The organism is Allobosea sp., assembly GCF_035999205.1.
Lineage (GTDB): Bacteria > Pseudomonadota > Alphaproteobacteria > Rhizobiales > Beijerinckiaceae > Allobosea.
Map to the genome: position 1 here is coordinate 409,831 of NZ_DASYHA010000021.1, position 13,843 is coordinate 423,673.

Annotated in this window: 11 protein-coding genes and 2 pseudogenes; 4 read left to right on the top strand and 9 right to left on the bottom strand. The window is 64.4% G+C overall.

Annotation, left to right across the window (positions count from 1 at the left end; all coding sequences use genetic code 11):
• Nucleotides 1-158 precede the first annotated feature (158 nt).
• The 6 genes from VGN82_RS12490 to VGN82_RS12515 all read right to left on the bottom strand — a co-directional run bounded on the left by VGN82_RS12490 (nucleotide 159) and on the right by VGN82_RS12515 (nucleotide 8,131).
• A complete protein-coding gene (locus VGN82_RS12490) occupies nucleotides 159-1,442 on the bottom strand; it encodes an NAD(P)/FAD-dependent oxidoreductase (RefSeq protein WP_327527332.1) in 1,284 nt (427 codons plus the stop codon).
• 66 nt (nucleotides 1,443-1,508) lie between these two features.
• Nucleotides 1,509-2,324, bottom strand: a complete 816-nt coding sequence (locus VGN82_RS12495; RefSeq protein ID WP_327527362.1) for an NAD-dependent epimerase/dehydratase family protein — start codon at nucleotides 2,322-2,324, stop codon at nucleotides 1,509-1,511.
• A gap of 138 nt (nucleotides 2,325-2,462) precedes the next feature.
• Nucleotides 2,463-3,227, bottom strand: a complete 765-nt coding sequence (locus tag VGN82_RS12500; protein ID WP_327527333.1) for an HpcH/HpaI aldolase family protein — start codon at nucleotides 3,225-3,227, stop codon at nucleotides 2,463-2,465.
• Between the two features lie 40 nt (nucleotides 3,228-3,267).
• Nucleotides 3,268-4,977, bottom strand: a complete 1,710-nt coding sequence (locus VGN82_RS12505; protein ID WP_327527334.1) for a hydantoinase B/oxoprolinase family protein — start codon at nucleotides 4,975-4,977, stop codon at nucleotides 3,268-3,270.
• Complete coding sequence (locus VGN82_RS12510; RefSeq protein ID WP_327527335.1) at nucleotides 4,970-7,096, bottom strand: hydantoinase/oxoprolinase family protein; 2,127 nt, start codon at nucleotides 7,094-7,096, stop codon at nucleotides 4,970-4,972. The genes VGN82_RS12505 and VGN82_RS12510 overlap by 8 nt, the downstream gene beginning before the upstream one ends.
• A 147-nt stretch (nucleotides 7,097-7,243) precedes the next feature.
• Complete coding sequence (locus tag VGN82_RS12515; RefSeq protein WP_327527336.1) at nucleotides 7,244-8,131, bottom strand: LysR family transcriptional regulator; 888 nt, start codon at nucleotides 8,129-8,131, stop codon at nucleotides 7,244-7,246.
• A 212-nt stretch (nucleotides 8,132-8,343) separates the two neighbouring features.
• On the opposite strand from VGN82_RS12515, the gene VGN82_RS12520 reads away from it, so the two are divergent.
• Genes VGN82_RS12520 through VGN82_RS12530 form a run of 3 tightly spaced genes read left to right on the top strand, consistent with a single transcriptional unit; the run spans nucleotide 8,344 to nucleotide 11,219 of the window.
• Nucleotides 8,344-9,330, top strand: coding sequence for a TRAP transporter substrate-binding protein (locus tag VGN82_RS12520; RefSeq protein ID WP_327527337.1), 987 nt, complete (start codon nucleotides 8,344-8,346; stop codon nucleotides 9,328-9,330).
• Between the two features lie 11 nt (nucleotides 9,331-9,341).
• A complete protein-coding gene (locus VGN82_RS12525) occupies nucleotides 9,342-9,905 on the top strand; it encodes a TRAP transporter small permease (RefSeq protein ID WP_327527338.1) in 564 nt (187 codons plus the stop codon).
• Nucleotides 9,906-9,914: 9 nt separating this feature from the next.
• Nucleotides 9,915-11,219: a TRAP transporter large permease gene (locus VGN82_RS12530; RefSeq protein WP_327527339.1), complete on the top strand. Its 1,305-nt coding sequence runs from the start codon at nucleotides 9,915-9,917 to the stop codon at nucleotides 11,217-11,219.
• Between the two features lie 383 nt (nucleotides 11,220-11,602).
• On the opposite strand, the gene VGN82_RS12535 is transcribed toward VGN82_RS12530, so the two are convergent.
• The gene (locus tag VGN82_RS12535) at nucleotides 11,603-12,226 is read right to left on the bottom strand and encodes a pyridoxamine 5'-phosphate oxidase family protein (protein ID WP_327527340.1); all 624 of its coding nucleotides are present in this window, start codon (nucleotides 12,224-12,226) and stop codon (nucleotides 11,603-11,605) included.
• 111 nt (nucleotides 12,227-12,337) lie between these two features.
• Between VGN82_RS12535 and VGN82_RS12540 the strand changes: the two genes are divergently transcribed.
• A complete protein-coding gene (locus tag VGN82_RS12540; RefSeq protein WP_327527341.1) occupies nucleotides 12,338-13,273 on the top strand; it encodes a LysR family transcriptional regulator in 936 nt (311 codons plus the stop codon).
• A 90-nt stretch (nucleotides 13,274-13,363) separates the two neighbouring features.
• On the opposite strand, the pseudogene VGN82_RS12545 reads toward VGN82_RS12540, so the two are convergent.
• Both VGN82_RS12545 and VGN82_RS12550 read right to left on the bottom strand, forming a co-directional pair.
• Nucleotides 13,364-13,684 (bottom strand): annotated as a pseudogene (locus VGN82_RS12545) (hypothetical protein); the annotation flags it as partial.
• A gap of 11 nt (nucleotides 13,685-13,695) precedes the next feature.
• A pseudogene (locus tag VGN82_RS12550) lies at nucleotides 13,696-13,843 on the bottom strand (mandelate racemase/muconate lactonizing enzyme family protein); the annotation flags it as partial.

Sequence of the window (13,843 nt, forward strand, 5' to 3'; positions counted from 1 at the left end):
TCGCCACGAGTGCTTCGCCACAAGCGACCGATAAAATGACCTGAGACCAAGATGGTCGCTATCGCGACACAGCGAGCGGCGGGCGCCAGGCGGATTTCGCCAATCTGCGCCGGCTCGCACAGGCGGCCGTTGTGCTGCCTGATTGCGCCGGCCTGACGCTACGCAGGCACGATAGGCAAATGCGCCAGCTGGGCGCCCACTTCGTAATAGGCCTCACGCATCTCGCGAAACATCGGGACGCGCAACTCCGACACGGGTAACGGCATGCCCTCAAGGTTCGTCTCGCCGAGGACGAGGCGCGCGAGTTCGCGGCCGAAGACGGTTCCGGGCGCGATGCCGCGGCCGTTATAGCCGTTGATGCCGACGGCATTGACTCCGTAGCTGTGAAGCCGCGGCAGATGGTCCGGCGTCATCCCGATCTTGCCGTACCATTCGGTCTCGAACTCGATTTCGCCGAGCTGCGGAAACAGCTTCCTGATATGCCGCTTGGCCCAGGCGCGGTGGATGCCGCGCCCGGTCGACCGGAGCGCGCCGACGCTTCCCACGATGAGCCGGCCTTCCGCATCGAGCCTGAAGCCGCTGAGGATCGTCTTCGTGTCCCAGCCCGCGCCACCGTTCGGCAGAATGGTCTTGCGTAGATTATGGCTGAGCGGCGCCGTCGACACATGAAAATACGGCAGATGGACCTGCTCCTCGCGGATCCTGGATGTCGGACCGGCCGAATAGGCATCCGTCGCCAGGATCAACCAGTTCGCGCTGACGCTGCCGCCGGCGGTCTTGACGGTCCAGCCATCGCTGCCCCGCTCGAAGGACGTCACCGCGCTGCCCGTATGGATGGTCGCGCCTTCGCCGATCGCTGCCCCAGCGAGGCCGCGGGCGTAGGCAAGCGGCTGGATCGTACCAGCCCGGGGATCGAACAGGGAACCCTTGTAACCGGTCGCTCCGGTCCTGGCGCGGGTTACCTCCTCGCTCAGCAACTCGACCTTCGCACCAAGCCTGCCCCATTGCTCCTGCCGCGCTCGAAGCTGTTGCAGACCGCTGGCACCGACTGCGCAGTGATAGGTGCCGCAATGATCGGCCTGGCATCGCATTCCATAGTGCTCGGCCAAGGCGAAGACCTCGCGTGGCGCTTCGCCCAGCAACTGGATCAGGCGATTTCCATAGACTGGGCCCAGCGTCGCGATCAGATCTTCGGGCATCACCCAGAGCCCGGCATTGACGAAACCCGAATTGCGACCGGACGCGCCGAAACCGATCTCGATGGCCTCAAGCACCACGGCCGTCTTGCCGGCCTTCGCAAGGTGCAGGGCCGCCGACAGGCCGGTATAGCCAGCGCCGACGATGACGACATCGGCGGAGATGCTGCCGCTGAGAACGGAGGTCGGCGGCGCGGGAGGCGCAGAGAGCTCCCACAGCCCGTGCGAACGCTTGTCCTCCAGCATAGAAGCGGCTCCGCATCTTGGGTTTGACAGACATGGCTCGGCGCCAACCGGCGCCGGACTTCACGTTCAGGCCTTCGCTTCGTCGTCCGGATGCGCCATCTCACAGAACTTTCCGCCGAGATAGCGTCCAGCGGGGGACATCGGGTCGAGGGCCGCCGATTTCGCCTCGACAGTGGCCCTGAATGGCTCCGAACTGTCCTGCGGGCGATAGCCGAGATGATTGGCGCCGCTATTGTCCACGGCCTTCACGGCATTGTCCGAGGTCCCGAAGGAGATCGTGTGGCCGACGAAGGGAGCGGTCAGCGAAGCCGTGACCAGCCGCACGCAATCGGCGAAGGACAGATAGGACCACAGCATCCGGCGGTCGACCGGCTCCGGAAATGACGAGAAGATGCGCAGACAAGCTGTTTCGATGTGGTACTTGTCCCAGTAGAGCCGGCTGAGGCTCTCCACGAACGTCTTGCCGACGCCATAGAGGCAGTCGGGCCGGACGGGCGCATCGACCGAGATCTGCGCTCCGATCTCGTGGAAGCCGATTGCATGGACAGACGAGGCGTAGACGATGCGCTTGACGCCATGTTTCCGCGCACCCTCATAGATGTGATAGGAGCCGCGGATACTGGAATCGAGGACGGTCTGCCACTCCATTTCGGTCGGCGCGCCGCCGAAATGGACGATAGCGTCGCATCCCTCGGTCGCCGCGATCGTCGCCTCCATGTCGGCGAGGTCGAAGATGGTCTCTTCCTCATGAGCGGCGAGCGGCCCGAGTGGCTCGCGATCGGCAAGGCGGATGGTGTTCGCAAGCGGAGCGAGGCCGGCGCGAAGCTGCGAGCCGAGGCGTCCGGCCGCGCCGGTGATCAGGATGCGGTTGTATTGCGGCATGCGATCCTCGCGTCTGGCCACCGCATCGTGTCAATGCGGCAGCGTAGGGATATGTGAGGCGCACGATGCGGCGGCGCGTCCTCGTCCTGTCGGTGGCAGACCGCCACGCTGCAGGCAAGCGCCTGCCGCCACATCGGATCAGCCGCGCATCCTGGCGTTCAATCCGTCAGCGCCGCGTGCTAGCAGGACCGCATCGGAACCGCACGCCACGAAGGAGAACCCCTCCCCCAGCAGGGTCTTTGCAAAAGCCGGGTCGAAGACCAGAGTGCCGACCGGGACGCCTGCCTTGATCAGCCTTTGCGCCGCGGGGCGGATCAGCTCCCAGACGGCCGGGTCGGTGGGCTTGCCCAGGAGACCGATATCCGCCGCGATGTCGGCCGGCCCAAAGAACACGCCGTCGACGCCGGCGACACGGCCGATCTCAAGCGACTGCTCGACGGCCGCGCGCGTCTCGACCTGCACGATGACCGCGGTCTCTTCACCGATCCGGTTGAAGTAGTCGGTCATGCGGCCGAAGGCGTTGGCACGCGTGCAGCCGCTGACGCCTCGGATGCCGTGCGGCGGATAGCGGGTCGCTGCGACCGCTTTCTCGGCTTCGGCCGGTGTCTGCACCATCGGGAACAGCAGTCCAGGGGCCCCGAGATCGAGCAGCCGCTTCACCAGCACGGCGTCGTTCCAGTCAGGGCGCACGATCGGCGTCACAGGATGGGCGGCGAGAACCTGTAGCTGCGCCATGACGGAGTTCAGGTCGTTGGGCGAGTGCTCCGTATCGATCAGCATCCAGTCGAAGCCGGAACTGGCGACAGCTTCCGTGGCGAAGGCGCTGGAGAGGCTCAGCCAGAGCCCGATCTGGGGTTGCCCGCTCCGGATCGACGCGAGGAACCTGTTCGTGGGCAGATACATAGGCTTGCTCTCCATTCGGCAGACTATCGCACAGGCGGCGCTAGCGAGGGAGTTCGCCGCGCCGGGCGGCAGCCAGCACCTCAGTCACGCTCTCGTCAGGAAGGCCGTACTCGGCCCGGGCGGCCTCTGCCGAGACGTACCCCAGAGCCAGATCGCGCTCCACGCTGCTCTGCGCCCGCTCGTGTACCGCCCCATACCCAGCACCGCCGGGGAAGGCCATGACGACCTTGCGGCCGTGCGGCACGAACTGCTTGCCCTTGCCCTTCATCGCGGTGCCGTCGTCGAGCGCGATCGTGGTCGGCGCACCAGCGCTGCCACCGCGCCGCCCGCGCGCCGGATGGTGCACGCGATCGAACATCGCCTGGATATCGAACTCGTAGCCCTCCCAGGCGCCGACCTCCATATGCTGGCCGAGGCCGCCGCGATGGCGGCCATTGCCTCCGGAATCGGGCCTGAGCTCCTTGCGCCAGACGATCACCGGCCCGACCTGCTCAGTCGCCTCGACCGGCATCGTCATCACGCCCGAGGGGAAGGCGGTCGCGTTCATGCCGTCGAGCGCGGGCCGCGCCCCCGAGCCGCCGGAGTTGAAGGTCAGCACCTCGGCGCGCACCGGCTCGGCCGGCGGCGGGCCGTCGCTGCGCGGCCTCAGCGAGACCTGGAAGTTGCAGAGGCTGCCGGCCCCTTCCGCCGGGACGAGATCTGGCAGGAGCTTGTCGAGCGCGTCATAGATCGTGTCCGGCACCATGTGGCCAATGATGTGGCGCAGAGCGACCGGCGCCGGCCAGACCGCGTTGACGATGGTGTTCTCCGGCGCCGTGATCCGGAAAGGCTCCAGCGAGGCGGCGTTGTTCGGGATTTCCGGAGCGATCGCGCATTTCAGCGCGTAGCAGGTATAGGCTTTGGTGTAGACCAGCGGCACGTTGATGCCGTTCTTGTCGACACCCGAGGTCCCGGCCCAGTCGCACAGCACGCCGTCCGCCTCGATCGAGATCTTGACGCAAAGGTCGATCGGCCGGCTGTAGCCGTCGATCCGCATATGGCCCTCGGCCTCGCCACGCGGCAGTGCCGCGATCTTCTCGAGCGTCGCCTGTCGCGAGTTCGTCAGGATGAAGTCGGAGATGCCCGCGAGGTCGGCAAGGCGGAATTCGACCATCATGTCGATGAGGCGGCGATGGCCGATCTCGTTGCAGGTCGCGAGCGCATAGATGTCGCCGACGAGCTGGTCGGGCTCGCGGACATTGCCCCGGATGATCATGACGAGCGTTTCGTTGACCGTGCCACGGTCCGCGAACTTCATGATCGGGATATGCAGGCCCTCCTCGTAGATCGAGTTGCCGTCGGCGCCGAAGCCGCGCCCGCCGATGTCGACAATGTGGGCCGTGCAGGCGAAGAAGCCGACATGCCTCCCCCCATGGAAGGAGGGGCTGACGACGGTGATGTCGTGCAGGTGGCCGGTTCCTTCCCAGGGGTTGTTGGTGATGTAGACGTCGCCCTCGGCGATGTTCTCGCGCCCGATCCGGCGGATGAAGTGCGCGACGGCATCGGCCATGGCGTTGACGTGGCCGGGCGTGCCGGTCACCGCCTGCGCCAGCATCTCGCCCTTCTCGTTGTAGACCCCCGCGGAGAGGTCGCCGGCCTCTCGCACCGAGGTCGAGAAGGAGGTGCGGATCAGGGCCTGCGCCTGTTCCTCGACGACCGAGATCAGGCGGTTCCACATGACCTGGTAGGCGACCTTGGAGATGTCAGACATGCGCGGGCTCCTTCCGCTCGGCTGCGGAGGTGGCGGGGACGGATTCGATCAGACGAATGTCAATGCAGCCATCGCTCAGCGTGACGGCGAAGCGGCTCGAGGGCAGGACGATGGTCGTCTCGTCCTCGGTGACGATACCGGGGCCGTTGATCCGGCTGCCGGCCGGCAAGCTTGCACGGCTGTGAGCCTCCGCCTCGACGCGGCGGCCCAATCCTGCATCGAAGACGGAACGCCTGCCCTCGGCCGGCGCATCCCGCAAGTCGGTGACGGAAGCGACCGGCATGACGGCGGACTGCGGCGTATGCGCGTTGACCGACCAGACCGTGATCTCGGCAGCTAGGCCCTTGACCGTCCGGCCGAACAAATTGGCGTATTCGTGCTCGAAGCGCTGCAGGATGATGGCGGGATCGGCGCCGCGGGCCTCCGCCGGCGTCAGAGACACCGGAATCTCCCAGCCCTGGCCTGCGTAGCGCATATAGATCTTGTATTCGGCCAAGATCTCTCCAGCCCAACCGCATGAGCGGACGACCCGCGTTGCCTCCTCCTCCATCTCATCGAAGAGCTTGGTAACGCGCGCCGTGTCGAACTGGGCCAGCCGCATGAACAGCGTACGATTGGCTTCGAAGCTGAACGGCGCCCGCAGGAAGCCGATCGCGGAGCCGACCCCTGCCCCAGGCGGCACGAGGCAACGGGCAATGCCGAGCTTCTCGCAGAGCCGGCCGGCGTGAAGCGGGGCGGCACCGCCGAAAGCGATCATCGTGTATTCCGACAGGTCTTCGCCGTTCTCGACTGCATGGACGCGGGCGGCATTGGCCATGTTCTCGTCGACGACCTCGGCGACGCCCCAGGCGCTTTCCTCGGCCGCCATGCCGAGCTTGCCGCCGATCTCGGCTTCCAGCGCCTTGGCCGACTGGTCGGCAAAGAGCGGGATCGTGCCGGCCGCGAAATTATCCGGGTCGATCTTGCCGAGGATGACGTCGGCATCGGTCACCGCCGGACGCTTGCCGCCGCGGCCGTAGCAGGCCGGGCCGGGCTCGGAGCCTGCGCTTTCCGGCCCGACCCGGATCTGGTTCATCGTGTCGACATGGGCAAGGCTGCCGCCGCCGGCGCCGATCTCGACCATGTCGATCACCGGGATCGAGATCGGCATGCCCGAGCCCTTCTTGAACCGGTAGGTCCGCGCCACCTCGAAGACGCGAGCAGTCTTCGGAGTGTAGTTCTTGATCAGACAGATCTTCGCGGTCGTGCCGCCCATGTCGAAGGAGAGCACCTTCTTCAGCCCATGCCGGGCGGCGATGTCGGCCGCGAACACCGCGCCGCCGGCCGGGCCGGATTCGACGAGGCGCACGGGAAATTCCGAGGCGCTCTCCAGCGAGATGATGCCGCCGCCCGAATGCATCAAGAAGATCGGGCAGGAGGCGCCCTCGGCCGCAAGCCGCCCCTTCAACCGGACGAGATAGCTCTTCATCAGTGGCTTGATGTAGGCGTTGGCAATCGTCGTGTTGAAGCGCTCATATTCGCGCATCTGCGGCGAGACTTCCGACGAGAGCGAAACCATCGCTCGAGGCAGCCGCTCGGCCAGCACGTCGCGGACCAGCCGTTCATGCGCGTCGTTGACGTAGGAATGGAGCAGGCCGACGGCGACGCTCTCATAGCCGGCCTCCGCGAGCTCGTCGACGAGAGCCTCGACCGCGGCGCGATCCAGCGGGATCAACGCGTGGCCGCGCGCATCCATTCTTTCCCGGACGGTATAGCGCCGGTTGCGCGGCAGCAGCGGCTCCGGAAGCGTCAGGTTCAGGTCATACTGCTCGAAGCGGCTCTCGGTCCGCATCTCGATGACGTCGCGGAAGCCTTCCGTGGTAATCAGCGCGGTCTTGGCTCCGCGCCGCTCGATCAGCGCATTGGTCGCCAGCGTCGTGCCATGGATGATCTGACCGATCGCGGCGGCGGCGATGCCGGCCTTGGCGCAGACCCGGTGCATCCCCTCGATGATCGCGTCTTCAGGGGCGGCATAAGTCGTCAGCACCTTGGTCGACCAGCGCTGCCCCGCCTGCTCGAGCACGACATCCGTGAAGGTTCCCCCGATGTCGACGCCCAGACGGGCTCCGATAATGGACATGGCTCGCGCGCCTCCGTTGCTGATCCGATTAAGATAAGAACAGCCATCTCATGTCGTCGAATTATTATTTCCTATGATATTCCATATAGAAAATTTATCGGCCTCTCTCCTCATGGCCGATGCGGACGCGTTCACTGCCACGTTGGTTTAGTGATGCCGGGCGGCCCTTTCGCCGGCGAGTTCCGCCGCGCGCCGGAGTAGAAAGCTGGCAGGAGTGTGGGCGTAAGACGCCGTGAAAATCAGTGCGCTGGGCTTCCACGGATACTGGACTTCCACAAGCTCGCCGGTCTCCAGATGTTTCCTCACCAATGTCTGTGACATTGGCGCAATTCCAAGGCCGTCCAGGGTCATCTGCAGCGAGGCAGCCAGGCTGCTCGACGGCACGATCCGTATCGGCCCCTCCCAGCCATCGCGGAAGTGCGCCGATAGCTCGACAAAATGTCGGGTGTTGCGCGCATGGGTGAGGATCGTATGCGCAGCCATCGTCGCAATATCTGCGCCAGTGACGGCTAGCCGCGGCGAGGCGACCCACAAATACGGCACCGAGCCCAGTTCGACATTGGTGATGTTGAAGTTCGAGATTGGCCCGTTCAAGAGGCACAGATCGAGCGACCGTGAGACCAGTTCTTCGCGAAGATTGATGGTCAGATCAACTCGCAGCTCAACATCGACGTTCGGGAAAACCTGACGCAGATCGAGCAGATAGTCGCGCAGCCACGTTTGCGCGATCAGCTCGGCGACGCCCAGCCGCAAGACGCCGGCCTGTTGGTCGGAACGGATTGAGTGCTGCGAGAACTCATCCGAAGCCAGCAACACCTTCTCGGCGTGCGCCAGCAGAGAGTGACCGATCGGTGTCAGGGCAACCGAGCCGGAGTCACGGTAGAACAACCTGACACCCAACGTGGCCTCGAGTTGGGAGATGCGTACCGAGATATTCGGCTGCGTGGTGTTCAGGCGTTCGGCAGCCCCCCTGAAACTGCCGAGCTTCGCAACCCAGGCGAAGCTTTCGAGCTGCTTTAGGGTCCAGTTCGGCATTGCGCCCCTCCAGAGCGCCGCAGCGCAATATGCAATTTTCGAGCCGGTTCAAGCGCCGATAAAGAAACGCTATCGCAAAAACAGAAAAATTCAATTGGATGCTATCGCGAGATCGGGGTGCATTGTCATAAGTCGGTCACGGCACGTCGCTCGCCCGACCACTAGGACCTGCGCTGACCGAATTCGGTGCAGGGCAACCAACGAGGGAAACGATGAACCGTAGAGCCCTGCTTGCTTCCGCCGTCCTTGCCGCGAGTATCGGACTGCCGCTGCCCGCCTCGGCCCAGACCAGCTGGACGATGGCCTCTGGTTACCCGGAGAGCAGCTTCTTCACGCAGAACATCCGGCAGATGGTCAAGGAGATCGAGGAGAAGAGCGGTGGTAAGCTCAAGATCGACCTTCGCTCCAACGACAGCCTGATCAAGCTCGATGCCGTCAAGCGCGCAGTCCAATCCGGCCAGGTCCAGATGGGCGAGATCCGCCTCGGCGTCTATGGCAACGAAGGCGCAATGTACAATCTCGACAATATCCCCGGCGTCGCAACGACCTTCGATCAAGCCACCAAGCTGACCGATGCGCAACGCCCGTTCTTCGACGAGTTGTTCAAGAAGAACGGTATGCGCGCGATCACCTATGTCGCCTGGCCGGGCCAAGGCTTCTACACCAAGCAGCCGCTGAAGGGCCTTGCCGATCTCAAGGGCCAGAAGCTGCGCATCTATTCCAAGCAGACCCAGATCATGGGTGAGAAGCTCGGCATGGAAGCCCTGATCCTGCCCTTCGCCGAGGTCCCGCAGGCATTCTCGACCGGCATGATCCAGTCGCTCTGGACCAGCGCCCAGACCGGCACGGACGTGCAGGTGTGGGATTACGTCAAGAATTTCACCTATACCGGCACGATGCACAATAAGAATGCGATCCTCGTCAATGAGCGCGCATTCCGACAACTCGATGCTGCAACCCAGAAGGTCGTTCTCGAAGCCGGTGAGGCTGCGACCAAGCGCGGCTGGGAGCTTGCCAAGAAGGCGAGCGAGGAGCGTGAGAACGTCCTCAAGAGCCATGGCATGACGATCGCTCAGTCGCCGAAGGATATCCTCGACGCGATCGAGGGTGCGGGCAAGGCCATGGTGCAGGAATGGCTCGCCGCAGCAACCGCGGAGGAGAAAGCCGTCTACGAGAACTACCAGAAGAGCCTCAAATAACCCCGCCAGTCGTGCGGCAGTATTTCACGCAAGCCTGGCCAGCGGGGGAACCGGTGATACGCGGGGTATTGAACAAATTCTACGAGGCGTGCGGCTATCTGGCCGCCGCCTTCATGGTTGGGATCGCGGTCGCGATCATCGCACAGATCGCCGCCCGCTTTCGCGGCGTGACGCTGGATGCCACGGAAGCGGCCGGGCTCTGCCTGGCAGCGTCCACCTTTTTCGGACTGGCTCACACGTTCAGGCACGGCTCGCATGTCCGCATCAACCTGATCGTCAGCCGGCTCCCGGCCCGGCTGCAGCGACCCATCGAAATCTTCAATTGCCTGCTCGGCGCGGTCGTCGTCTCGTTCCTCGCCTGGCATGTGAGCGCGCTGGCTCTGCAGTCACACGCATTCAACGACGTCAGCCCGGGGCTCCTCGCGATGCCGTTTTGGATTCCGCAGACCGGTGTCGCCGTGGGTGTGACGGCCTTCGCGATCGCGCTCATCGACGAATTGCTCTGGCTGCTCAGTGGCGGGAGCGCCCGTTACGAGGCGCCCGACGAGATCGGCCTCGACAAGCCCGTGGCATAGGAACCTGTGATGGATTCGATCGTCATTGCCTCCCTGGTTCTTGCCGGCTTGCTGCTGTCTCTGCTGGCGAGCGGCGTTTGGGTTGCGCTCTCCCTTCTGACCGTCGGCATGGTTCTGATGGGCCTGTTTACCACCGCCCCGATGGGCTCGCTCGTCGCCTCGACGCTCTGGGATTCGAGCTGGGGCTGGGCGCTAACTTCGCTGCCGCTCTTCATCTGGATGGGCGAGATCCTGTTTCGCTCGAAGCTTTCAGCTGACATGTTTCAGGGGCTCGCGCCCTGGGTCTCGCGCCTGCCGGGCCGGCTGCTCCACGTCAACGTGCTCGGCTGCGGTATCATGGCGGCGGTCGCGGGCTCGTCAGCCGTGACCTGCGCCACCATCGGCCGGATCAGCGTGCCGGAACTCGAGGCGCGACGCTACCCGCTCAACATGACCATCGGCACGCTCGCAGGTTCCGGAACGCTCGGACTGCTGATCCCGCCATCGATCATCATGATCGTCTATGGCGTCACTGCGGAGGTCTCGATCGCGCGGCTGTTCATCGCCGGCGTCCTGCCCGGCCTGCTGCTGATGGCCCTGTTCATGGGCTACACGGCGATCTGGAGCATGCTGAACCCGGACAAGATGCCGCCCGCGGATCCGCCGGTGCCCTTTCTGGAGAAGATCTATCGTTCACGCCGGCTGATCCCGGTCGCACTGCTGATCGGATCGATCGTCGGCTCGATCTACGGCGGCATCGCGACACCGACGGAAGCCGCAACCATCGGCGTCGTCGGCGCGCTCATCCTCGCCGCCGTCGGCGGAGGGCTCACGCGAGAGAGCTTCATGGAGAGCCTGATGGCCGCCATGCGGACCTCCTGCATGATCTCCTTCATCATCGCCTGCGCCGCCTGCCTGACGATCGCGGTCGCCTTCGTCGACATCCCGCGCTCGCTCGCGTCCTGGGTCGAGGCGATGCATCTCTCGCCCTATGCGCTGCTGGCAGTGCTGGCTGTTTTCATGCTGATCCTGGGCTGCTTCCTGGAGGGCATCTCGATCATCGTGCTGACCTCGTCGGTCATGCTGCCGATGGTGCAGGCGGCCGGGATCGACCTGCTCTGGTTCGGGATCTTCGTGGTGATCCTGATCGAGGCGGCGCAGATCACCCCGCCGGTAGGCTTCAATCTCTTCGTGTTGCAGAGCATCACCGGCAAGGACATTCTGGCCGTGACGAAGGCTGCCATCCCCTATTTTTTCGTGCTGATGCTGCTTCTCGTCTTGATCACCGTTTTTCCCGAGATCGTGACAGTGCTACCGAAGATGATGACTGGTTGAGCCCAACGACGAGGCAGCCAGCACGGGAGTGTGGCCCGCGAGTTCACTGGGCGGTGCGCAATCACCGCAGGTGGCGGCACAGTGGTTCAGCGTCGCGACGCTGCAAGGCGGTGGCAGAATGCTCGGCAGCACACCGCTCAGGCCGCTTGGCGCCGTTAGCGGTCGTTGGCGGGTTGCCCGGGACCGGATGTTCGTGTGCTGCGACCCCCATCCCGAGCGCTCAGCAGGGCTAACGCCCCCTCTTGCGTCACGGGCTCCCCGGACACGGGCATCAGAGCTACAGCTCAGCAACTGCGGCCGGCGGTTACTCGTCTACTCACGCCCCTGGACCAATGGCGCGGCGCCGCATGCAAGATTTTGTGTTGGCGCCCACTACCCCGTGCTCAGCCGACCCGTGCGAGCGCGACCTTGAGCGTTGCGTTTTCCGCCTCGAGCGTGGCTAGGCGCTCGCGCAGGGGATGGACGGCCTGGGCGATTTCGGCCTCGGTGAAGCGCGGGGTGATATGCTGCGGGCAGTTCCAGTCGAACGCTTCGAGCCGGAGTTTCAGAATTCGCTCCGGCTTTGCTTTCGAATGTGGATCAAGCACACGCTCCGTCAGCGCCGGGGCCGCGTCGAGCGGCACGGCCTCGACATGTCCGTAGATCTTGAGCCTTGCCCTGTGCGCATAGTCCATCATGATGAGCGATACGCGATCATCGGCGCGCAGATTGCCCAGGCTGATGAATTGCCGGTTGCCGCGGTAATCCGCAAAGGCGATCGTCTTCTCGTCGATGAGCTTGACGAAACCCGGCACGCCGCCGCGGTGCTGGACATAAGGCCAGCCCGTCTCGGACACCGTCGCGATGTAGAAACTGTCGCGCGCCGCGATGAAGGCTGCCTCATCGGGTGTGAAGCGATCGAAGGCCCGATGGCCCTGAAAGCCTTCCCATAATTGGCTCGCGCCCATCTCGTGCTGTACCGCACGCACGCTCGGCGTCACGGCGATATCCAGAAACCCATAGGACATGGCGTTCTCCCTGCGAGCGAGCTCGTTCACTCGTTAGCTGAAAGATAGGTCATTACGTCGTACGGGATAATCAGCTAATTCTGAGACAGATTATCTTACAGGATGAGACAAATGGATCGCTTGGAGGCTATGTCGATCCTGCTCCAAACCGTGGATAAGGGCAGCTTTACGGCAGCAGCCAGGAGCCTCAGCATGCCCTTGCCGACTGTCAGCAGGAAACTGAGAGAACTCGAGACGCAACTCGGGACGCAGCTGCTCGTCCGTAGCACACGCAAGCTGGCATTGACCGAAGCCGGCGCCGCCTATGCGACGGCAGCCAGGCGCATCCTCCGTGAGGTCGACGATGCAGAACGGATGGCCTCGGGGGAGTTCGCGGCACCGCGAGGCGAACTCGTGATCACAGCTCCCGTCTTGTTCGGGCAGCTCCACGTCCTGCCGATCGTCACCGAATTCCTCGCGGCCTATCCCGATATCACCGTCCGGCTCCTGCTGTCCGATCGCAACCTTCACCTGATCGAGGATCAAATCGACATGGCGGTGCGCATCGGGACTTTGCCTGACAGCAGCATGGTCGCGACCCGGATCGGCGTGATGCCGATGGTCGTGTGTGCGAGCCCTGCGCTCCTAGGGGAGTTCGGCACGCCGGAGCGCCCCGAAGAGCTGGCGGGCCTTCCCTGCATCGGCTTCGATTCCCTCGCCGCACGAACGACCTGGACTTTCAGGCGCGCACGCGGATCAGGCACCGTCGAGATGCCGATCAAGCCGCGCCTGAGCGTGACGACAGCGGCCGCCGCCGTCTGGGCTGCGCGCCAAAACATCGGCGCGACCCGGCTGTTCCTCTACCAATGCGCCGATGCCCTGCAGCACGGCGACCTCCGGCCGATCCTTGCCAAGTTTCAGCCTGATCCCGCGCCTGTCAGCCTATTCCATGCAGCGCGCGGCGCCCTTCCGCTGAAGATGCGAGTCTTCCTCGACTATTCAGCCGGGCGCCTGCGAAGCCAGCTCGGCAAGCTTGAAGCCACCGCAACTGAATGGGCCCATCGGTAGCCTCGTTGAGGCGCTGAGCGCTGATGCGCCACAAGCAGACGTTGGTACCGCGCCAGAAAGCAGACGTTCGCGGTTCGGGTCTCAAGCGTCTCAAACGGCGTGTTGCAAGGCCCAAGCACCTGGGCCGGAACGATCATTCGAGGTGCAACGCCTGCATCGGAGAGCATTGCCGATTGCGTTGACCGACGAGAGGGCCATCGCTGCCGCGGCGATGATCGGCGACAGCGATAGGCCGAAGATCGAACAGAGCACACCGACTGCAACCGGAGCCCCCGCGGCGTTGTCCACGACGGCGGAGAAGTGGCTCTGCCGGATGTCGCTTATCGTCGCCCGGCTGTGCTGAGGTGCGCGAACGATACCTTGCAGATCGCCCTTGGGCAGGGGCACACCAGCACACTCGATCGCGACATCCCCAGCTCGCCTCACAGCCTGGAGCGGCGGACGGTCAGGTCGGACCGCTCGAACACGGCCGGCAGCAGTTCGACGCCGAGGCCCGGCCCTTCCATCGGCAGGACATAGCCATTCTCGAACACCGGCATCGTCGTGACCAGTTCCTTGTACCAGCCGGTG

Bases quoted from the DNA above. Each gene is read 5' to 3' on its own strand.
- VGN82_RS12490 (WP_327527332.1), bottom strand. From the start codon at position 1,442: ATGCTGGAGGACAAGCGTTCGCACGGGCTGTGGGAGCTCTCTGCGCCT.
- VGN82_RS12495 (WP_327527362.1), bottom strand. From the start codon at position 2,324: ATGCCGCAATACAACCGCATCCTGATCACCGGCGCGGCCGGACGCCTC.
- VGN82_RS12500 (WP_327527333.1), bottom strand. From the start codon at position 3,227: ATGTATCTGCCCACGAACAGGTTCCTCGCGTCGATCCGGAGCGGGCAA.
- VGN82_RS12505 (WP_327527334.1), bottom strand. From the start codon at position 4,977: ATGTCTGACATCTCCAAGGTCGCCTACCAGGTCATGTGGAACCGCCTG.
- VGN82_RS12510 (WP_327527335.1), bottom strand. From the start codon at position 7,096: ATGTCCATTATCGGAGCCCGTCTGGGCGTCGACATCGGGGGAACCTTC.
- VGN82_RS12515 (WP_327527336.1), bottom strand. From the start codon at position 8,131: ATGCCGAACTGGACCCTAAAGCAGCTCGAAAGCTTCGCCTGGGTTGCG.
- VGN82_RS12520 (WP_327527337.1), top strand. From the start codon at position 8,344: ATGAACCGTAGAGCCCTGCTTGCTTCCGCCGTCCTTGCCGCGAGTATC.
- VGN82_RS12530 (WP_327527339.1), top strand. From the start codon at position 9,915: ATGGATTCGATCGTCATTGCCTCCCTGGTTCTTGCCGGCTTGCTGCTG.
- VGN82_RS12535 (WP_327527340.1), bottom strand. From the start codon at position 12,226: ATGTCCTATGGGTTTCTGGATATCGCCGTGACGCCGAGCGTGCGTGCG.
- VGN82_RS12540 (WP_327527341.1), top strand. From the start codon at position 12,338: ATGGATCGCTTGGAGGCTATGTCGATCCTGCTCCAAACCGTGGATAAG.